General features: G+C 41.2%; 18 protein-coding genes. All 18 read left to right on the top strand.

Annotated features, from left to right (window positions below):
• Positions 1 to 151 precede the first annotated feature (151 nt).
• The 18 genes from CZ434_RS04090 to dpaB all read left to right on the top strand — a co-directional run bounded on the left by CZ434_RS04090 (position 152) and on the right by dpaB (position 20,990).
• The gene (locus tag CZ434_RS04090; protein WP_077621933.1) at positions 152 to 4,447 is read left to right on the top strand and encodes a PolC-type DNA polymerase III; all 4,296 of its coding nucleotides are present in this window, start codon (positions 152 to 154) and stop codon (positions 4,445 to 4,447) included.
• 394 nt (positions 4,448 to 4,841) lie between these two features.
• Positions 4,842 to 5,315, top strand: a complete 474-nt coding sequence (gene rimP / locus CZ434_RS04085) for a ribosome maturation factor RimP (RefSeq protein ID WP_077621932.1) — start codon at positions 4,842 to 4,844, stop codon at positions 5,313 to 5,315.
• 14 nt (positions 5,316 to 5,329) lie between these two features.
• Positions 5,330 to 6,445 carry a transcription termination factor NusA gene (nusA, locus tag CZ434_RS04080; RefSeq protein WP_077621931.1) on the top strand — a complete coding sequence of 372 codons (1,116 nt, stop codon included), beginning with the start codon at positions 5,330 to 5,332 and terminating at the stop codon, positions 6,443 to 6,445.
• 14 nt (positions 6,446 to 6,459) lie between these two features.
• Positions 6,460 to 6,738, top strand: coding sequence for an RNase P modulator RnpM (gene rnpM, locus CZ434_RS04075; RefSeq protein WP_077621930.1), 279 nt, complete (start codon positions 6,460 to 6,462; stop codon positions 6,736 to 6,738).
• A complete protein-coding gene (locus CZ434_RS04070; protein WP_077621929.1) occupies positions 6,731 to 7,045 on the top strand; it encodes a L7Ae/L30e/S12e/Gadd45 family ribosomal protein in 315 nt (104 codons plus the stop codon). Before rnpM ends, CZ434_RS04070 begins: the two co-directional genes overlap by 8 nt.
• Positions 7,046 to 7,049: 4 nt before the next feature.
• Positions 7,050 to 9,182 (top strand): translation initiation factor IF-2, encoded by a 2,133-nt coding sequence (infB, locus tag CZ434_RS04065; protein ID WP_077621928.1) that lies wholly within the window; start codon positions 7,050 to 7,052, stop codon positions 9,180 to 9,182.
• Positions 9,179 to 9,457 (top strand): DUF503 domain-containing protein, encoded by a 279-nt coding sequence (locus CZ434_RS04060; protein WP_077621927.1) that lies wholly within the window; start codon positions 9,179 to 9,181, stop codon positions 9,455 to 9,457. The genes infB and CZ434_RS04060 overlap by 4 nt, the downstream gene beginning before the upstream one ends.
• A gap of 47 nt (positions 9,458 to 9,504) precedes the next feature.
• Positions 9,505 to 9,855 carry a 30S ribosome-binding factor RbfA gene (gene rbfA / locus CZ434_RS04055; RefSeq protein ID WP_077621926.1) on the top strand — a complete coding sequence of 117 codons (351 nt, stop codon included), beginning with the start codon at positions 9,505 to 9,507 and terminating at the stop codon, positions 9,853 to 9,855.
• Positions 9,856 to 10,014: 159 nt separating this feature from the next.
• Entirely contained in the window at positions 10,015 to 10,920 is a 906-nt protein-coding gene (gene truB, locus CZ434_RS04050) for a tRNA pseudouridine(55) synthase TruB (protein WP_077621925.1), read from the top strand.
• Positions 10,921 to 10,934: 14 nt separating this feature from the next.
• Entirely contained in the window at positions 10,935 to 11,876 is a 942-nt protein-coding gene (locus CZ434_RS04045) for a bifunctional riboflavin kinase/FAD synthetase (RefSeq protein WP_077621924.1), read from the top strand.
• 125 nt (positions 11,877 to 12,001) lie between these two features.
• Positions 12,002 to 12,271: a 30S ribosomal protein S15 gene (gene rpsO, locus CZ434_RS04040; protein WP_077621923.1), complete on the top strand. Its 270-nt coding sequence runs from the start codon at positions 12,002 to 12,004 to the stop codon at positions 12,269 to 12,271.
• Between the two features lie 198 nt (positions 12,272 to 12,469).
• Positions 12,470 to 14,578: a polyribonucleotide nucleotidyltransferase gene (gene pnp / locus CZ434_RS04035; RefSeq protein WP_077621922.1), complete on the top strand. Its 2,109-nt coding sequence runs from the start codon at positions 12,470 to 12,472 to the stop codon at positions 14,576 to 14,578.
• A 175-nt stretch (positions 14,579 to 14,753) separates the two neighbouring features.
• Positions 14,754 to 15,704, top strand: a complete 951-nt coding sequence (locus CZ434_RS04030) for a polysaccharide deacetylase family protein (RefSeq protein ID WP_245830920.1) — start codon at positions 14,754 to 14,756, stop codon at positions 15,702 to 15,704.
• Positions 15,705 to 15,765: 61 nt separating this feature from the next.
• The gene (locus tag CZ434_RS04025; protein WP_077621920.1) at positions 15,766 to 16,977 is read left to right on the top strand and encodes a M16 family metallopeptidase; all 1,212 of its coding nucleotides are present in this window, start codon (positions 15,766 to 15,768) and stop codon (positions 16,975 to 16,977) included.
• A gap of 85 nt (positions 16,978 to 17,062) precedes the next feature.
• Positions 17,063 to 17,296 (top strand): YlmC/YmxH family sporulation protein, encoded by a 234-nt coding sequence (locus CZ434_RS04020; RefSeq protein WP_077621919.1) that lies wholly within the window; start codon positions 17,063 to 17,065, stop codon positions 17,294 to 17,296.
• Positions 17,297 to 17,523: 227 nt separating this feature from the next.
• Positions 17,524 to 18,639 carry an IS110 family RNA-guided transposase gene (locus CZ434_RS04015; protein ID WP_077621189.1) on the top strand — a complete coding sequence of 372 codons (1,116 nt, stop codon included), beginning with the start codon at positions 17,524 to 17,526 and terminating at the stop codon, positions 18,637 to 18,639.
• 865 nt (positions 18,640 to 19,504) lie between these two features.
• A complete protein-coding gene (gene dpaA / locus CZ434_RS04010) occupies positions 19,505 to 20,401 on the top strand; it encodes a dipicolinic acid synthetase subunit A (RefSeq protein WP_179107165.1) in 897 nt (298 codons plus the stop codon).
• A gap of 1 nt (position 20,402) precedes the next feature.
• On the top strand, positions 20,403 to 20,990 hold the full coding sequence (gene dpaB / locus CZ434_RS04005) for a dipicolinate synthase subunit B (RefSeq protein WP_077621918.1): 588 nt from the start codon (positions 20,403 to 20,405) through the stop codon (positions 20,988 to 20,990).
• The last annotated feature ends 95 nt before the right edge of the window (positions 20,991 to 21,085 follow it).

Genomic DNA, 21,085 nt, shown 5'->3' with positions numbered 1-21,085 from the left:
CCCTTGTCTGATTTACTAATGACAAGGGTTTTAATAAGTAGTAAACTAAATAGATACATGTTTTAGGTGAAAATTGGACTAAAGGTCAATTTTGTTGCCTTCGGTAAATATCGTAAATTGGATTGTTTTAAAGGTACAGGGAGGAAGAATAATGGACATATCAGGCAAGGAAAAGATGGATTTGCTGCTAAAGCAGATAGATATGCCCGACGAAATAGTAGAACAACATTTTAACAATAGCTATATATCAAAATTGGAAGTGTACACACAGGATAAACTTTGGCATTTCCACGTCAATCTGCCGGGTGTATTGCCGCCTTCCGTATATAGGGTTTTCAGCCTGAAAATGAAGGAAGCATTTGCACAAATTGCAACGGTTAAATGGACATTACATACCGACAACAAACATCTTGAAAACGAAGATGTGTGCTTGTATTGGAGAGATTTTGTCCATTCCATGCCAAATCTTTCTCCGGCATATCGTGATTTAGTTTATGAGCAAAAGCCTACAGTTGACGGAAATAAGATTATGTTAACAGCCAGGAACGGAGCAGAAGCCAATGCACTCAAGAAGAGACTGGAACCGGGTTTTAAGTCCTTTTGCCAAGAGATAGGAGCTCTTGCCTTCACACTGACTGTTGATGTGAAAAATGAAATGGAAGAGATTGCGAAATTCCGTGAACAGAAAGCAATGGAAGATCAAAAGCTGGTCCAAAAAGCAGTGAAAGATAAAGAAGAACGAGAAAAGCAAAAAAATGAATCAGACCAACAGCAAGGCCCAGTCATGATCGGATACAAAATCCAGGATGATATCGTACTAATGGAGAACATTCTTGAAGAAGAACGAAGGATGGCTATCCAAGGATATGTATTTGATGTAGACGTCAGAGAACTCCGATCTGGAAGACATTTATTAATTGTAAAAGTGACGGATTATACGGATTCGTTTTCGGTTAAGATGTTCTCCAAAGGTGACGAAGACGCAGAAAAATTCAAGCTTTTGAAAAAAGGAATGTGGATTGTAGCCCGGGGCAGCATACAGACGGACAACTTTACCAACGAATTGACAATGATGGCCCAGGACATCAATGAAATCAAACCCGAGTTGCGGCAAGACGAGGCACCTGAAGGGGAAAAACGTGTGGAACTTCATGCACACACAACTATGAGTCAAATGGATGCTGTCATGTCGGCTGGTATGCTGGTTGAACAGGCTGCCAAGTGGGGACACCCTGCTGTAGCAATAACTGACCATGCTGTGGCTCAATCCTATCCAGAAGCATATGCGGCCGGACAGAAACACGGTATCAAGGTTTTATATGGACTTGAAGCGAATGTCGTGGATGATGGAGTGCCTATAGCCTATAACGAAAAAGATATTGATTTGGAATCTGGTACTTATGTAGTCTTTGACGTAGAAACAACCGGCCTATCAGCTGTATATGATACAATTATCGAACTGGCGGCGGTGAAAGTGGTAGACGGTGATATTACCGACCGTTTTGAATCATTCGCCAATCCACACCATGCATTGTCGCAAACCACCATAGATTTGACCGGGATAACGGATGACATGGTCAAAGATGCGCCGGAAATAGACCAGGTGTTAAAGGATTTCCATGCATGGATGGGTGATGCCGTTTTAGTTGCTCACAATGCCAGCTTTGATATGGGATTCCTGAATGAAGGTTTAAAGAAAATAGGGTATGACAAAGCGGAAAATGCAGTAATCGATACCCTTGAGCTTGCCAGATACCTATACCCTTCTTTAAAGAATCACCGTCTTAATACTTTGTGTAAGCATCTGGATATTGAGTTGACTCAACATCACCGTGCTATCTACGATGCGGAAGCAACAGGATATTTATTATGGAAGCTTGTAAAAGAAGCTATTAAGAACGATATCACTAACCATAAACAGTTAAATGAACACATGGGAGAAGGGAATGCCTATCAACGCTCGAGGCCGTTTCATTGCACTCTGCTGGCAGTGAATGAAGTAGGGCTTAAGAATATTTATAAACTTGTGTCGATGGCTCATGTCGATTATTTTTACAGAGTTCCTAGAATCCCAAGGTCTAAATTGCAAAAGATGAGGGAAGGTATCCTGATCGGTTCCGGTTGTGATAAAGGCGAAGTATTTGAAACAATGATGCAAAAGTCAAAAGAGGAAGCCGAAAAAGCCGCCGAATTTTATGACTTCATCGAAGTACAGCCGCCTTCTAACTACTACCATTTAATTGAAAAAGAGTTAGTGGGAAATGAAGCGCAAATTTATGACATTTTGAAAAATATAGTCGAAATGGCCGGTAGAATCGGAAAGAAAGCAGTTGCTACGGGCAATGCCCATTATCTGGAACCTCATGATAAATTGTACAGGCAAATATTGATATCTTCTCAAAATGGAAATCCACTAAGCAGGCAGACACTGCCCGATGTCTATTTCAGAACCACGGAAGAAATGAAACAATGTTTCCACTTCTTAGGGGAAGAAAAAGCGAAAGAAATTGTAGTCGACAACACGCAATTTATCGCTGACTCAATTGAAGATGTCAAACCTGTAAAAGAAGATCTATATACACCGAATATCGATGGTGCTGAAGAGGAAATTAGAGAAATGAGTTACAACCGCGCGAGAAGCATTTATGGCGAAGAGCTGCCAGAGCTTGTCGAGAAGCGGATAGAAAAAGAATTAGCCAGTATTATCGGCCACGGTTTCGCGGTTATTTACCTTATTTCCCACAAACTCGTGAAGAAATCGCTTGATGATGGTTATTTGGTCGGTTCGAGGGGTTCCGTCGGTTCTTCCTTGATAGCAACACTGACAGAAATCACAGAAGTGAATCCATTACCACCGCACTATGTTTGCACATCTTGTCAGTATAATGAATTTTTCAATGATGGTTCTGTCGGAAGCGGGTTTGACCTTCCGGAAAAAGATTGCCCGGAATGCGGCCAAAAGCTGAAAAAAGACGGCCAGGATATTCCGTTTGAAACATTCTTGGGATTCAAAGGAGATAAAGTACCGGATATTGATTTGAATTTCTCCGGTGAATACCAGCCACAAGCCCATAATTATACGAAAGTGTTGTTTGGTGAAGACAATGTTTACCGGGCAGGTACAATAGGTACCGTGGCTGAAAAAACGGCATATGGATATGTCAAAGGCTATGCAAGCGATCACCAGCTTCAATACAAAAATGCCGAAGTCGACCGTCTCGTCCAAGGATGCACAGGTGTGAAAAGGACTACCGGTCAGCATCCGGGTGGTATTATTGTTGTACCGGACGATAAGGAAATATATGATTTTACGCCTATCCAGTTCCCGGCCGATGACCGGAAATCTGAATGGAAAACGACCCATTTCGATTTCCATTCAATCCATGATAACCTGCTGAAACTGGATATTCTGGGACACGATGATCCCACGGTCATAAGGATGCTTCAGGATTTAAGCGGAATCGACCCTAAAACCATCCCTACTGATGATCCGGAAGTTATGAAAATATTTTCCGGACCAGAAGCATTGGGAGTCACTGCAGATCAAATAATGTGTAAAACTGGTACACTCGGTGTACCGGAATTCGGTACGAGATTTGTAAGACAAATGCTGGAGGATACGACACCGAAAACATTTGCAGAGTTGGTCATCATATCTGGCCTTTCCCACGGTACGGATGTATGGCTCGGCAATGCACAGGAACTGATCAATGACGGGATCTGTAAATTGCCTGAAGTAATCGGTTGTCGTGACGATATCATGGTTTATTTGATGCACAAAGGTTTGGATGCTTCACTAGCGTTTAAGATTATGGAATTCGTCCGCAAAGGGAAAGGGTTGCAGGACGAATGGATAGACGAAATGAAAAAACACAATGTGCCCGATTGGTATATAGATTCTTGTAAGAAAATTAAATATATGTTTCCAAAAGCCCACGCTGCGGCATATGTATTGATGGCTGTACGTATAGCCTATTTTAAAGTCCACTATCCAATCTATTTTTATTCTGCCTATTTTTCGGTCAGGGCTGGAGATTTTGATTTGGATACCATGATTAAAGGATCCGCTGCCATCAGGAAAAGAATCGAAGAAATATTGGCAAAAGGAAACGATGCTTCTCCCAAAGAGAAAAACTTGTTGACTGTACTTGAACTTGCATTGGAAATGAATGAGCGTGGATTTAGTTTCCAAAAGGTCGATTTGTATAAGTCCAGCGCCACCGATTTTATCGTCGAGGGAGATACACTAATTCCTCCATTCAATGCGGTAGATGGCTTGGGGACAAATGCTGCCCTTAACATAGTCAAAGCAAGGGAAGAGGGAGAATTCCTTTCCAAAGAGGATTTGAGAGAAAGAAGCAGGATCTCCAAGACGGTTCTTGAATATCTTGACAATCACGGTTGTTTGGAAGGTATGGCGGATGCCAACCAACTTTCTCTCTTTTAAGCCAATGCAGCAAAATTCAGTGCACCACTGGTAAAACGAAGGTATTCTTGCATTAATTTGCTAGTTATGATATATTTTTTATTGGTAAGCATTGATACGTACTTTAGAAAGAGTGGGTGAACCCCACTCTTTCTTCATACTTATTTTCGATTGTGGCTTGAAAAATACTTTCAAGCGTAATTTTCTGCACGAATTTGCAGCCAGGTGATCAATGAGCTTCTTACTCGGCAATAACATGGTAGCTGAAAAGTTCCCTTGTCAAATTATTATGGCAAGGGTTTTGTAATGAACCGCTCCCTAAGTATTGATCTACTTTAAATGAAAGAAAGACAATTGAGTATACTAAGTATTATTTCAACGTATCTTCATTTCATTTATTAAAGGAGGGAAAAGATTGAGCTCAAAAGTAACGGAAATCACAGAAGAATTAGTACAGCCAATATTGGCAGAAATGAATTTGGAATTAGTCGATGTAGAATTTGAAAAAGAAGGCAAGAATTGGTTTTTACGTGTCTTCGTCGATAAAGAAGGCGGAGTGGACATAGAAGAATGTGGACAGGTGTCAGAAAAATTAAGCGAGCAGTTGGACGAACAAGACCCAGTGACAGTTCCATACTTTTTAGAGGTCTCTTCTCCTGGAGCAGAAAGACCATTGAAAAAGCCGCAAGACTTTATTGATCATTTGAATAGTTCTATATATGTTAAATTATACGAACCAATTGAAGGCGATAAAGAGCATGAAGGTGTGTTGAAGGCATTTGAAAATAATGTTGTTACTATTGAAATAACAATAAAGACAAGAAAGAAAGAGATAGAAATACCATACGAAAAAATTGCAAAAGCTCGTTTGGCGGTAACATTCAATTAAAGGGGGATAAAAAAGTGAGCAGTGAGCTTTTTGATGCGATAGACTATTTAGAGAAAGAAAAAGGGATTGACAAAGATGTTTTAATGGAAGCATTAGAGGCCGCTTTAATCTCCGCATATAAAAAGAATTTCAAATCTGCCACTAATGTCAGGGTGGATATTAATGAAGAATTCGGCAGTATGCATGTTTTTGCCCGAAAGGATATTGTGGAAGAAGTCGAAGATCCTCAACAGCAGGTTTCCATAGAGGAAGCTAAGCAGAGAGATCCCAATTATGAACTCGGTGATGTAATCGAAGTTGAAGTGACTCCGAAAGACTTTGGAAGGATAGCGGCACAGGCAGCCAAACAGGTTGTTACACAACGCGTCCGCGAGGCGGAGCGCGGAGTGATTTTCAGTGAATATATCGATAGAGAAGAAGATGTTATGACTGGAATCATCCAAAGGAAAGATCCGCGGTTCATTTATGTTAACCTTGGAAAGATCGAAGCCCGGTTACCGGAAGGCGAGCAAATGCCTACAGAAAGCTATCAAGTACATGATCGACTGAAAGTGTTTGTTACCAAAGTGGAAAACACAAATAAAGGACCTCAAATTTTCGTTTCAAGGACCCATCCGGGATTATTGAAACGATTGTTTGAAATGGAAGTGCCGGAAATTTATGATGGAACTGTGGAAATACGATCTGTTGCAAGGGAAGCGGGAGATCGTTCCAAAATTTCTGTATATGCCCAGGATCCTGAAATAGATCCGGTCGGTTCTTGTGTCGGTCAAAGAGGGCAAAGGGTGCAGACAATCGTCAATGAATTGAAAGGTGAAAAGATCGATATCGTGGAATGGTCTGAAGATCCAGTAGTTTATGTATCGAACGCTCTTAGTCCTTCCAAAGTGGTGGAAGTATTAGTCAATGAGGAAGAAAAGGCCACTACTGTGATAGTTCCTGATTACCAGTTGTCGCTTGCAATTGGAAAAAGAGGTCAAAATGCTCGTTTGGCAGCAAAACTAACAGGTTGGAAGATCGATATCAAAAGCGAGAGCGAAGCCCGGGAAGAAGGCCTGCTGACTGAGAAATCCACAGAAGATTCATACGAAGAAACCTATTCGGAATTAGATGAAGATACGTTTGAATAAGGAAGGGGATAAAGATGGCTACTACCAGAAAAACTCCTCTTAGAAAATGTGTCGTTACACAGGAAATGAAACCGAAGAAAGAATTGATTCGAATAGTCAGGAACAAAGAAGGCGATGTATTCGTTGACGAGACCGGTAAAAAGAATGGCCGAGGAGCTTACGTTTCAAGAAGTCTTGACGTAATTGAATCAGCACAAAAAAGTGGTGTTTTGAAACGGCACTTGAATACGGAAATAGAACAAGATGTATATGAACAATTAAAAAGGATAATAGAGGGTAATAAAATTGAGTAAAGATTATCTGAATTTGTTAGGGCTTGCTTTTCGAGCAGGCAAATTGTCACTTGGAGAGGAAGCCATAATAAAAGATATTCAGAAGAAGAGGGCGAAATTAGTTCTTTTGGCAAGTGATATCGGGCCCCAAACAAGAAAGAAACTTATCGATAAGTGTACTTTCTATAATATACCTTTTCTTTTGGCAGACGACAGAGATACCATCTCACAAGCCATCGGAAAGTCAGGGAGGGTCGCTATCGCAGTTTTGGATGCGGGTTTTGCCGATAAACTTGCATCGTTACTCGATGAATCTATTCGGGGGTGAACATATGAGTAAAACACGAGTTTATGAATATGCAAAGACAAAAAATCTATCCAGTAAAGTGGTCATAGATAAGTTGAAGGAATTGAATATAGAAGTGACGAACCATATGTCAACAATTACTGAGGAGACTAAACAACAATTGGATCGTTCATTGGGAAATAACAACAAGAAAGAAGCAAAGCCTGTCAGCGGCGATAATTCCGGAAGCAGAGCAGGTTCTGGGAAACCTAAAGCAGACCATAATAAAAATGCTTCTAATAATTCAAATAAAAAAGGCAGAAACAACCCAAATAACAATAAAAACAAAAACAAAAAGAACAGAAACAACCGAAATGATAGAAACCAACAAAACAACAGTGGAAGAAAGCCTGAGCCAAAGGCTACCCCTGACACAATTAAATATACTGGCAGTTTAACGGTGAGTGAACTTGCAGTTAAATTGAACAAAGATACTTCTGAAATCATTAAAAAGTTGATGTTCCTCGGTGTTATGGCTACTAAAAACCAGGACCTTGATGAGGACACCATCGAGTTGATTTGCGAAGAGTATGGAGTGACAGCAGAACAGGAAGTAGAAATAGATGAAACTGATTTGGATATCTACAAAGAGGAAACCAATGACGAGGATTTGATCGAAAGACCTGCTGTAGTGACAATCATGGGACACGTTGACCATGGTAAAACGACCCTTCTCGACTCAATCAGGGACACAAAAGTTACAGAAGGTGAAGCTGGCGGTATTACCCAGCATATCGGTGCATATCAAGTTGAAGAAAATGGGAAGAAGGTAACTTTCCTGGACACCCCTGGTCACGCTGCCTTTACTAGTATGCGTTCCCGTGGAGCACAGGTAACAGATATCGCCATCCTGGTTGTTGCAGCAGACGATGGAGTTATGCCGCAAACTGTAGAAGCTATCAACCACGCGAAAGCAGCTGAGGTTCCAATTATCGTGGCAGTGAACAAAATGGATAAAGAGGGTGCCAATCCTGACCGTGTCATGCAGGAACTTACCGAACACCAGTTGATACCGGAAGATTGGGGCGGAGATACCATTTTCGTTCAACTTTCTGCTATCAAGCGTGAAGGCATTGACGATTTGCTGGAAATGATCTTGCTTGTTTCAGAAGTGGAAGAGTTAAAAGCAAATCCTGACAGCAATGCCAGTGGTACGGTGATTGAAGCCCAACTTGACAAAGGCCGTGGATCTGTCGCGACTCTGCTTGTCCAAAACGGAACTTTGAAAGTCGGTGATCCGATTGTTGTCGGGAACACGTTTGGAAGGGTACGTGCCATGGTGAACGACCTGGGAAGACGTGTTAAAACTGCTGGTCCGTCCACTCCTGTCGAAATAACTGGCCTGAACGATGTGCCGCAAGCCGGGGATCAATTTGTTGTATTCTCGGACGAGAAAAAAGCCCGTCAAGTCGGTGAAGCCAGACAGCAAAAGCAAATCGAGGAAAAACGGAGCGATAAAGCCAAAGTAAGTCTGGATGACTTGTTTGAACAAATCAAACAAGGGGAAGTGAAAGACATCAATCTTATTCTAAAGGCAGATGTCCAGGGTTCTGTTGAAGCATTGGCATCTTCTTTGGAGAAAATTGACGTGGAAGGCGTTAAAGTCAACATCATTCATACAGGTGTCGGGGCTATCGCTGAATCGGACATAATCCTTGCTTCAGCATCCAATGCCATTGTGATCGGTTTTAACGTGCGACCTGATAATAATGCGAAAAAAGCAGCTGAAACCGAGAATGTCGATGTTAGATTACACAGGATCATTTATAAGGTCATAGAAGAAATCGAATCGGCGATGAAAGGCATGCTTGACCCTGAATTCGAAGAAAAAGTCATCGGTCAGGCAGAAGTTCGTGAAATTTTCAAAGTATCCCGTATTGGTACAATTGCAGGAAGTTATGTTACAGAAGGAAAACTCACCCGTGATGCAGGTGTGCGTGTCATTCGGGATGGTGTTGTACTTTACGAAGGCGAAATCGATACTTTGAAACGGTTCAAAGATGATGTGAAAGAGGTTGCCCAAAATTACGAATGTGGAATTACCGTTAAAAATTTCAACGACATTAAAGAAGGCGACGTCTTTGAAGCCTTTGTAATGGAAGAAATTAAACGAGTATGATCCTATTCGCTGAAGTAGATTGTTTTATTTATGATGCCCATTCGTTAAAACAAAAACGCTCAGTGATAAAAAGAATAATAACCAGGATTAAAAATGATTATAATATCTCTATAAGTGAGATTGGTCATCAGGATTTATGGCAAAGAGCCAAGTTTGGACTTGTTACTGTTTCCAATGACAACGTGCAGGCTGAGAAAGTGATCAATCAAGCTTTGAAGTTTATCGATTCTTTTCCGGAAATCGAACGGGCGACGACGAACTTCGAATGGTTATGAGATAAGGATTCATACTTTCCCTCCACAATTATAAGAGGTGATAGAGAATGAGTGATTTGCGAGCAAATCGTGTAGGGGAACAAATGAAAAAAGAATTAGGCGATATAATCGGCCGAAAGATAAAAGACCCGCGTGTAGGATTTGTTACGGTTACGGATGTGGAAGTAACAGGTGATCTTCAGCAGGCAAAGGTCTTTATATCTGTCCTCGGGGAAGATAAACAAAAACAGGACACGCTTGTCGGCTTGGCCAAAGCGAAAGGCTTCATACGTTCTGAAATCGGCAAACGAATCCGTTTAAGAAAAACACCTGAACTCATCTTTGAATTCGATGAAGCGATCGAACAAGGAAACAGGATAGAACACATTCTTCGCGAATTGAACGAAGGCGATCAGTGATTTTTCCCTTAACGGAAATGATAGATGTTTCAAAGACAAAACCCTTGTATCCTTGACACAAGGGTTTTATCTTTGTATATCCTGCAAGCTGCTTTTCTACATAAAAGAATGTTTCAAACCTGATTGTAAATTGGATTTTTGTAATCGGAGGTGAAAGGAATGAATGGGATATTGCCGTTATGGAAACCCAGAGGGCTTACTTCGCATGATTGTGTTATCAAGGTGAGACGCCTATATAAAACAAAAAAAGTTGGCCACACCGGAACCTTGGATCCTGAGGTGGAAGGAGTGCTCCCGATTTGTATCGGACAAGCTACCAAAATTGTTCCTTATTTAACAGAAACAAAAAAGACATATATAGCCGAAATGACCTTGGGAGCTGCAACGGAAACAGAGGACAGCCACGGAAGTGTGGTGGAAACAAAGCAGGTCATCAGGCAAGTATCCGAACAGGATATCAAGAAAGTATTCAAAGAATTCACAGGTCGAATAGAACAGATTCCACCCATGTTTTCAGCCGTTAAGGTGAATGGCAGAAAATTATATGAATATGCCCGGGCAGGCGAAACGGTTGAACGTCCTTCGCGGTACGTGACTATACATGACATTGAATTGCTTGGCATAAAAGGGATCGAACAAAACTGCCAAAAAATCAAATTCAAGGTGGAGTGTTCGAAAGGAACCTATATCCGTACCCTATGTGTGGATTTAGGCAAGGCAATGGGCTATCCTGCTCACATGTCAGATTTGACAAGGATAAAAACCGGCTCATTTGATCAGTCGACCACATATACATTTGACCAACTAGAATCCATGAATGAGGACGAACTGTACCGGTCCGTCTTATTGCCAATTGATAAAGGATTGGAGCATCTGGACATCGTTCATGTTGATCAATCGACTGCTGAAAAGGTTTTTAATGGTCAAAAGCTTCCTGGCCCTGCAGTAAAACCGAATACAGACCCCTTTCAAGTGCAATATGAAAATCGACTGTTGGCATTATACCAGTATCATAAAACCGAACAGGATGTAATAAAACCAATAAGGGTATTTCATTACGATTGAAGAAGGTGAGACTAGTGAAAACGATACATTTGACTTATCCGATTCCCGACAAAAATGATGATTTTCCAGAAACAGTCGCAGCAATCGGTTTCTTTGACGGCATTCATCAAGGACATCAAAAAGTGATTAATACTGCATTGGACTTAGCAAGTAAACAAAATCGCGAATCTGCAGTGATCACGTTTCACCCCCATCCAAGTGTGGTGTTAAGAAGGGGACAACAACAGGTCAATTATTTAACTCCTTTGTCAGAAAAACAAGAAATTCTTAAGGGAATGGGCATCGAAAGAATGTATGTCATTACATTCAATGAAGAATTGTCCAGGCTTGAACCGCAAGACTTCGCCGATCATTTTTTGATTGGATTGAATATTAAACATCTTGTCTCAGGTTTCGATTTTAGTTATGGATATAAAGGAAAGGGTTCTGTCGATACGATTGAAGAGCACTCAAGAGGTTCGTTCTCCTTCACAGCGGTGGAAAAAGTGGAAATGGATCACCACAAGGTAAGCTCGACATTGATTAGAGACTGTTTAAGAAACGGTGATATCGAAAAGGCGAATGAATTGCTCGGACGGCCTTTTGCTGCTCATGGAGTTGTAATCGAAGGGGAAAAAAGAGGAAGAACAATTGGATTTCCGACCGCCAATCTCGAGCTTCCAGAAGAATTGCTAATGCCAAAAATCGGGGTTTATGCTGTGACAATCAGATATGAGGGCCAAACATTAAAGGGAATGGCCAACATTGGATACAAACCGACTTTTCACGAGGATGTTTCCAAACCTTCTGTGGAAGTACATATTTTCGATTATAAAAAACAACTTTATGGTCAAGAATTAGTTATGGAGTGGCATGCATTTGTAAGAGAAGAAAAAAAATTCAACGGTATCGAGGAACTAATCGCACAACTTCAGGAAGATGAACAGGAAATAAGATCAATTCTGAAGGAGATTTAGTCCAATCCCTTGCAATTTTCCATAAAAAGAGTTAATCTAAAATACGGAAACCATCGCTTGGCAATGCGAATCTCCGGCGCTTGCTAGGGGAATGGGGATTTTTAAATTATTTAGGAGGAATAAAAATGGCTATTACACAAGAACGCAAAAATGAAATCATCAATGATTTCAAAACACACGAAAATGACACAGGTTCACCAGAGGTGCAAATTGCTGTACTTACTGAGGAAATCACAAACTTGAACGAGCATCTTCGTGTCCATAAAAAAGACCATCATTCACGTCGCGGTCTGTTAAAAATGGTAGGTAAACGCCGTAATCTTTTGAATTACTTACGTGCAAAAGACGTAACTCGCTATCGCGAACTAATTCAAAGACTTGGTTTACGTCGTTAATTTTGTTTAAAAAAGCGGGAGTATTCCCGCTTTTTCTGTACGTAAAAAGAGTACATAGAGGTATCTTTATAGAGGACCATGCATAATTCTGGAGATTTATCGGAATAGAATAACCATAATATTTTTTGTGCATTGGAACAACCTCATATACAAGGGCACTCTTTCTTATACTAAACACAGAGAGGAGCACTACTTACAATGGCAGAGAAGAAAGTATTTACTACAGAAGTCTCCGGTCATCCTTTTACAGTGGAAGTCGGAGAACTCGCCAAACAAGCTAATGGTGCCTGTATGATTCAATACGGAGATACATCCGTTTTAACTGCTGCAACAGCATCAAAAGAACCGAAGGATTTACCTTTTTTCCCATTGACTGTCAACTATGAAGAACGACTATACGCCGTGGGGAAAATTCCTGGAGGGTTCATCAAACGGGAAGGACGTCCGAGTGAAAAAGCAGTGCTGACTTCACGGCTAATCGACCGCCCGATCCGTCCGTTGTTTCCAGATGGATTCCGGAACGAAGTCCAAGTTATCAGCACAGTAATGAGTGTTGATCAAAACTGCTCGAGTGAAGTTGCAGCGATGATCGGCTCTTCATTGGCACTTGGTATTTCAGATATTCCTTTTGACGGTCCTATTGCCGGTGCTATCGTTGGGCGCGTTGATGGAGAGTTTGTCATTAATCCATCAATTGAACAACAGGAAAAAAGCGAATTGAACCTTACTGTTGCCGGTACAAAGGATGCGATCAACATGGTGGAAGCAGGCGCTAACGAAGTACCTGAAGAAGTGATGTTGGAAGCAATCATGTTCGGCCATGAGGAAATCAAGCGATTAGTGGCATTTCAAGAGGAAATCATCGCTGAAGTCGGCAAAGAAAAAGCAGAGGTAACACTCTTTCAATTGGATCCTTCGCTCACAGAACAAGTGGAAGCAAAAGCCAACCCTGATTTAATCGAAGCTATTCAAGTACAGGAAAAACATGCCCGCGAATTAGCTATTGATGAGGTTAAGAAACGGATCATTGCTTCTTATGAAGAGGAAGAAGCTGAAGAAGAAACAATCAAAAATGTTAAAGGAATCCTTGATAAACTGGTGAAAGAAGAGGTACGACGTTTGATCACCAAGGAAAAAGTGAGACCTGATGGACGTAAGATTGATGAGATCCGTCCGCTGTCTTCACGTATCGGTGTTTTACCTCGTACTCATGGATCTGGATTATTTACACGTGGACAAACCCAAGCATTAAGCGTGTGTACACTCGGTGCTTTGGGCGATGTGCAAATTTTGGATGGCTTGGATCTAGAAGAATCGAAACGATTTATGCATCATTATAATTTCCCTCAATACAGTGTGGGAGAAACAGGTCCAATCAGAGGTCCAGGACGCCGGGAAATCGGTCATGGTGCGCTAGGTGAAAGAGCATTGGAGGTAGTGGTGCCTTCTGAAAAGGAATTTCCATACACCATTCGTCTTGTATCAGAGGTACTCGAGTCCAATGGTTCGACTTCCCAGGCAAGCATTTGCGCCAGTACTTTAGCAATGATGGATGCAGGTGTACCAATTAAAGCACCTGTTGCCGGTATAGCGATGGGACTTGTAAAACAGGGAGAAGATTACACAATCCTTACTGACATTCAAGGAATGGAAGACTTCCTGGGCGATATGGACTTTAAAGTGGCCGGAACTGCAAAAGGTGTAACAGCATTGCAAATGGATATCAAAATAGAAGGATTGTCACGAGAAATCCTTGAAGAAGCTCTTACACAGGCTAAAAAAGGCAGAATGGACATTCTTGGCCATATGCTTGAAACCATCGGGGAACCGAAGGAGCAACTTTCCCAATATGCGCCTAAGATCCTTACAATGCAAATAAACCCTGACAAGATTAGGGATGTAATCGGTCCAAGCGGGAAACAAATCAATAAAATTATTGAAGAAACCGGTGTGAAAATCGATATTGAACAAGACGGCAGAGTGTTTATTTCTTCAACAGAAGCGGATATGAACCAAAAGGCCAAGAAAATTATCGAGGACCTTGTCCGTGAAGTGGAAGTTGGAGAGATTTATCTAGGGACAGTTCGCCGTATTGAAAAATTCGGTGCTTTCGTTGAATTATTCAAAGGAAAAGATGGCCTTGTCCATATTTCTGAATTGGCCGAAGAACGGATCGGCAAGGTTGAGGATGTAGTAGCCATTGGTGATGAGATAATGGTCAAAGTTAAAGAAATTGATAACCAAGGTAGGGTCAACCTTTCACGAAAAGCAGTGTTAATCGAACAAAAAAAACAGGAAAACAGCTAGATATTCCAAATCGCTGAAATCTTTTTTAAAAAACAAGAAGCTGGATTGCCAGTTTCTTTTTTTATGGAAAAAGTCCTGAAGATTGTTGCAAGTGGGTTGATCGAATAACTACTTGACCAGGAATGTTCTACCTTGTCCCCCTTTAACATAACTTGTTAGAAAAGGGGGGATCAAGGTGGTCAGATGGGTCATTCATTTGCTCAGTTTTTTAATAATTGTCCGATTAGCGATGCCATTTTCTATTAATCCTTTCGAGTACGATTATCTTGAAAAGACCAACCCTTTATCGATGGAAGTTGCTTCCAGTAATGAAAGTCTCCGATCTAAAATACAAGCAGCAGCATCAGAATTCGAGATTGCTCCGCAAAATGCGAAAATAGATAGGGTATGGAAGAAAATGCCTGGCAGAAACGGACTTACTATCAACATGGAGAAGTCATTGGAAAAAATGGAGCAAAACGGCAAGTTTGATAAAAAGCTATTAGTATTCGATCAAAAGAAGCCTGAAATTACATTGAAAGACTTACCTCCCGCTCCCATTTATCGCGGTCATCCGGAAAAAAACATGGTTTCCTTATTAATCAATGTAGCGTGGGGAACTGAAAATATACCACCCATGTTGAAGGTCCTTAAACAGCACAATGTGAAAGCAAATTTTTTCATCGAAGGTAAATGGGCAAGCCAAAATAGGGATATAGTAGTAATGATTCAAGAAGAAGGACATTTGATCGGGAACCATGCATATAACCACCCTGATATGCGACGTTTATCTGAACAGGAAAACAGGGAACAAATAGTACAAACGAATGATATTTTGAAGGCTATCACAGGAGAGACTCCAATCTGGTTCGCTCCTCCGAGCGGGAGTTATAATGACACTGTCGTCCGACTGGCATCCGACTTGAATATGCAGACAGTACTCTGGTCTGTCGATACAATTGATTGGAGGAAACCGACTGTTGATGTCATGTTGAACAGGGTCTCGGAAAAATTACATCCGGGGGCAATGATTTTGATGCACCCTACAGATGTCATAAGGGATGGATTAGACGACCTGGTAAAAGACATAAAAGGTAAGAATTATAAAATAGGGACAGTAGAGAAACTTCTTAGTGAAGAAAGATAGCCATTAAAACCGTATCTTGCGCAACAACCAGAAATTCATTAGTCAATTAGGAGGAACGGCTTTGTTAAGAAAACATACCTGCACAAACGGACTTAGAATTGTAATGGAAGATATACCAGCTGTCAGATCCGTGACAATCGGAATCTGGATAAGAACAGGATCAAGAAATGAGACACATTCAAACAATGGAATTTCTCATTTCTTGGAGCATATGTTATTCAAAGGCACAGCCAATAGAACTGCTAAGGACATTGCCGAAGCATTTGATGCAATCGGTGGTCAGGTCAACGCCTTTACTTCAAAAGAATATACATGTTTTTATGCGAAAGTCTTAGACAGTCATAAGGAGCTTGCTTTGGAAATATTGGCTGATATGTTTTTCCATTCCGCTTTCGATGAAGAGGAGATGGAAAAAGAAAAAAAAGTAGTATTAGAAGAAATAAAAATGGCTGAAGACACGCCTGACGATATCGTGCATGATTTGTTATCACATGCTTCTTACGGAAAACATCCGTTAGGATTTCCGATATTGGGAACCGAAAAAACGCTTGCTTCTTTTACGAAAGAAACATTGCAAAATTATATGGATAAGCAATATACACCAAAAAATGTGGTGGTATCGATTGCCGGAAACGTACAAGAAGACTTCTTCAACGAGGTGGAAAAACACTTTGGAAGCTATCAAGCTTCGGACAGCAATGACAAATTTGAAAAACCGGACTTTTTAGCTGAGCATATCGAGAGGCGCAAAGAAACAGAACAAGCCCATCTTTGTCTCGGATACAACGGCCTGTCAGTAGAAGACGACGACATCTACAGTTTAATTGTAATGAATAATATTTTCGGGGGAAGCATGAGTTCACGCTTATTCCAGGAAGTAAGGGAGGAAAGAGGGCTTGCTTATTCGGTGTTTTCCTATCACAGCTCTTTTTTGGATAATGGTTTGTTGACCATTTATGCAGGCACAGGTAAAGACCAGCTGCCTCTTTTAAGGGAAACCATAGATAAAACCATTAACGAACTGATTGAAAACGGTCTTACTGATAAAGAATTGAAAAATAGCAAAGAACAACTTAAAGGTAACTTAATGTTAAGCTTGGAAAGTACAAACAGCAGGATGAGCAGAAACGGTAAAAATGAACTGATATTAAACAGGCATCGGACTTTGGATGAAATGATAAAAGAGATAGATGCGGTAACCCATGACTCCACCGATCGCATTATCCAATCTTTATTCAATGATAGGTATGCAAGTGCTTTGATCTCTCCTTAATGTTTGTAACAGATGGGAATATCCTAGCATGTTACCTCTTCCCACAGAATATATTTCTATTAATCCATAATAGGAGGGGACTTCTGTGGTAAGGTACAAAGATTTGAGCGGAAAAGAAATAGTCGACGTAAGCACTGGGTCCAGATTGGGGATACTGGGTCACACTGATTTAGAATTCAATGAAAAAACAGGTCAAATCGAGTCATTCATCGTGCCGAACTATAAGTGGTTTGGTATGAAGAAGGAAGGCGAAAGCATCCGTATCAATTGGAAAGATATTAAGAAAATCGGGGAAGACATGATTATCATCAATTCCTGAACCAAAAGCCTCTGCGAAAGTGCAGAGGCTTTTTTCTGTTTTTTTAAGCCTTTATCGGCGATTACTCGCCTCATCTATCACCTGCGCTGTTCCTGAAGGAGTTATTATGAACGAAACTAGCCCCTTAATCGTAACAACGTAGGTTAATTTGGTCATAGTGGGTATAGTAAAGCAAGCCCAAAACCCATAGCCAAATCAGAGCTATAATTACGAAAGGAGCTAGTACTATGGATGATACCACAAAATACGTTGGTCTAGACGTATCAAAGGACAAAATTGCAGTCGCAGTTGCTGATGAGGGACGTTCCAAGCCAAGATATGTTGGTATGATTGACTATACGGTAGAAGCGATTAGAAAATTAATGAAAAAACTAGGTGAACCAGAACTTCTGCAAGTGTGTTATGAAGCAGGCCCAACCGGTTACGGGCTCTATCGCCTTCTGAAGAGTATGGATATTGAATGTGAGGTAATCGCACCGTCGTTAATCCCACAAAAACCAGGTGAGCGCGTAAAAACAGATAAACGGGATGCAATAAAATTGGCAACCCTTTATCGTGCCGGGGAACTGACGCCAATCTACGTCCCGACAGAAAATGATGAAGCACTCCGTGATTTAGTTAGAGCACGTGAGGATGTAAAGGAAGATGAATTAAGGGCTAAACATAGACTAACCAAATTTCTTCTCAGAAATGAAATCCATCCTCCTAAGGGTACCAGGACATGGACGGCTAAATATTGGGATTGGCTGGACAGTCTAAAATTTGAACGTTCCGCTTCCCGTGTAACCTTCCAAGAATATTTACAACAATTGAAGGAGTATCAGCAGCGACTGAAGATACTGGAAAGTGAAATGGAGGAACAAGCCAAAGAAAGCGTCCATGCACCCATGATTCAGACGCTTATGACCTTAAGAGGCATTGCCCTAATTACAGCTACCAGTCTGGTAGCTGAGGTAGGATCGTTCAGTCGATTTCAAACCCCTAAGCAATTCATGGCATACACCGGGCTTGTGCCAAGCGAAAGTTCCAGTGGGTTGACACGCAATTTAGGAGAAATCACCAAAACAGGGAATCGCCATGTTCGGAGGCTTTTAATCGAAGCAGCATGGAGTTATAGATACCAGCCTGCAGTCAAAGGGGAACTGAAGAAAAGACAAAAAGGACACCCGACTAATGTCCTGGGGGTCTCGTGGAAAGCTCAGAACCGCTTGCATAAAAAGTATTTCCGGCTACTGGGCCGAGGAAAAGAGAGTGGAAAAGCCATTGCGGCAGTCGCCAGAGAATTAGCAGGGTTTATTTGGGCGATATCGCGTGAAGCCGATGGTGACGTTCAGACGACTTAGTTGGAATTAAAATATGCATCCTTTGAGGCAAGGGTTAATCCAAAGGAAATAAGTATAGGGCTCGAAGGCAAAGAAGAAAACCGTATAGGATAACGCACGACGTAGACTTGTGCTAGCCTTAAGAGGTGAACGCACGCCAGGAGTTCGTGACAGATCCTTTAACGGAAAGATAAAATGTGAAAACCCACGGATATCAGTATGCTTATCGAAGCAGAGATTTTTGCCTTCGTGCCGTGTAATTATCTCCTTCGTGTAAAAAAAGGAGGTACATAATTCCATCATTCTTAGCTTTTAGCAGGGTTTCAGTCATCTGAAAAGTAGTTGGCAAGCTAAGAAGAAGGAATAGCGCTAGCAAGAATATGGATGGAAACGTAAGAATCAAAAGATCAAAAGAGCCTAAAAAGACTCTTTATTTGAAGCTGGCCAAAAGTATATTTATCTGAACGGGGCTTGACAGTTTCGTTCATATCAGTCTACTTGTTTTGCCTACGCTGGTAGAAGTTTTGATTGGAAATATCATATTAAACATATTTTATTCCAAAATGCGGCACTCCTTGAAAATAGCTTTTTTATTTTCAAGGAACCTGAGGAGCTGCTCCCGGAAAGGGAGTGTTTTTCCGCAGTGTCGGGTTAGCATTCAACTAAAATCAGAACAAGGAGAAGCCACGCAAAATGAATTTTCACTAGTTCGCAATTTCCCTCTATAGTGAACCTTTAATGGCTTTAAATGTACATAAGAAGAGCGATGCCATCAATGTGAAATAGGTATTAGCCATGGGCGGATATCCATTAATTTCAGTCACTAACAATGTAGTTTTTCATACTATAACAAAGAGATGCAATAACCCCAATGCGAGGTGAAATAATGGATCCAAAAGTGAACGTTGCCGTAATTGGCGGTGATGCAAGATATTTAGAAATGATACGACAGTTAACAAGAAACCCAGATGTAGAACTTTTACTAACAGGCTTCGAACAGTTAAACCAAGGATTTACAGGCGCAAAACAGGTTGAATTCGAAGATCTAAAATTAAATGAACTCCATGCTATCATTCTTCCTGTCCCCGGGATGGACAGTGAAGGGTATATCGAGACAGTTTTTTCAAACAAAAAGATCCAGTTGAAGGAGAAGTGGTTTCAACAACTGCCTGAAAACTGTTTAGTCTTCAGCGGAATAGCCACGCCTGCTTTGACCTCATATACAGATAAAGCAGGTATAAAGTTGATTCCATTATTCAATAGGGATGATGTAGCTATCTATAACTCCATACCAACCGTCGAAGGAACGATAATGATGGCCATCCAGCACACCGATTTCACCATCCACTCTTCCAAGGTAATCGTTCTCGGTTTCGGAAGAGTCGGTATGACTCTGGCCAGCAAATTTGCTGCAATAGGGGCAGATGTTTGGGTCGGTACCAGATATAAAGAAGAAATGGCGCGCATCACTGAAATGGGGTTGACACCTTTTCATATTGATGAACTAAGTGAAATCTCTCCTGAATGCGATATACTTCTAAACACTGTTCCAGCACTAGTAGTTACCAAAGAAGTTATCAGGCCGATGAAATCCCACTCCGTCATTATCGACTTGGCATCGAAGCCGGGTGGTACAGATTTCAAGTTTGCCGAACAGCGAGGTATCAAAGCACTTCCTGCTCCAGGCCTTCCAGGCATAGTCGCACCCAAAACGGCAGGAGAAATTCTGGGGAATGTTGTTTCGCAAATCTTGAAAGAGCATCAACAAGAAGGGAGTAAATAAAATGTCTCTTAAAGGTAAAAGAATTGGCTTTGGCTTAACTGGTTCGCATTGTACCTATGACGCTGTTTTTCCACAAATGGAAAAGCTGGTAGATGCAGGAGCGGATGTGGTGCCGGTAGTTTCTTATACAGTACAGAAGACAGATACACACTTTGGCGAAGCCGCGGAACATTTGGAGAGAATCAAAAAAATAACCGGCAAAGAGTTAATATCAACCATTCCAGAAGCTGAACCATTGGGTCCGAAAAAACCGTTGGACTGCATGGTTATCGCTCCGCTCACAGGGAACTCAATGAGCAAGCTGGCTAATGCTTTGACGGATTCTCCAGTATTAATGGCTGCTAAAGCCACCATAAGGAATGGCAATCCGGTAGTACTAGGAATATCCACTAACGACGCACTAGGTCTCAATGGAGTCAATTTGATGAGGCTTATGGCGACGAAATTAATGTATTTTATTCCATATGGTCAGGATGATCCAGTTAAGAAACCGAATTCGATGGTAGCGGATATGGATCAGCTTCTCCCAACAGTAGAAAATGCCCTGCAATATAAACAAATACAGCCAGTGATCATCCAGCGAAAATGATGTGAATCACCCTGTTACAGTACATTCTGCTGTTTTAGTATGTTAAAATATAAACTATTATGAAAAAAACTTATTTCAACTAGGATAAAAACAGG

It is taken from the genome of Sediminibacillus massiliensis, from assembly GCF_900156915.1.
In the GTDB taxonomy this organism is placed as follows: domain Bacteria; phylum Bacillota; class Bacilli; order Bacillales; family Amphibacillaceae; genus Sediminibacillus_A; species Sediminibacillus_A massiliensis.
This window is presented reverse-complemented; position numbering and strand designations above follow the sequence as displayed.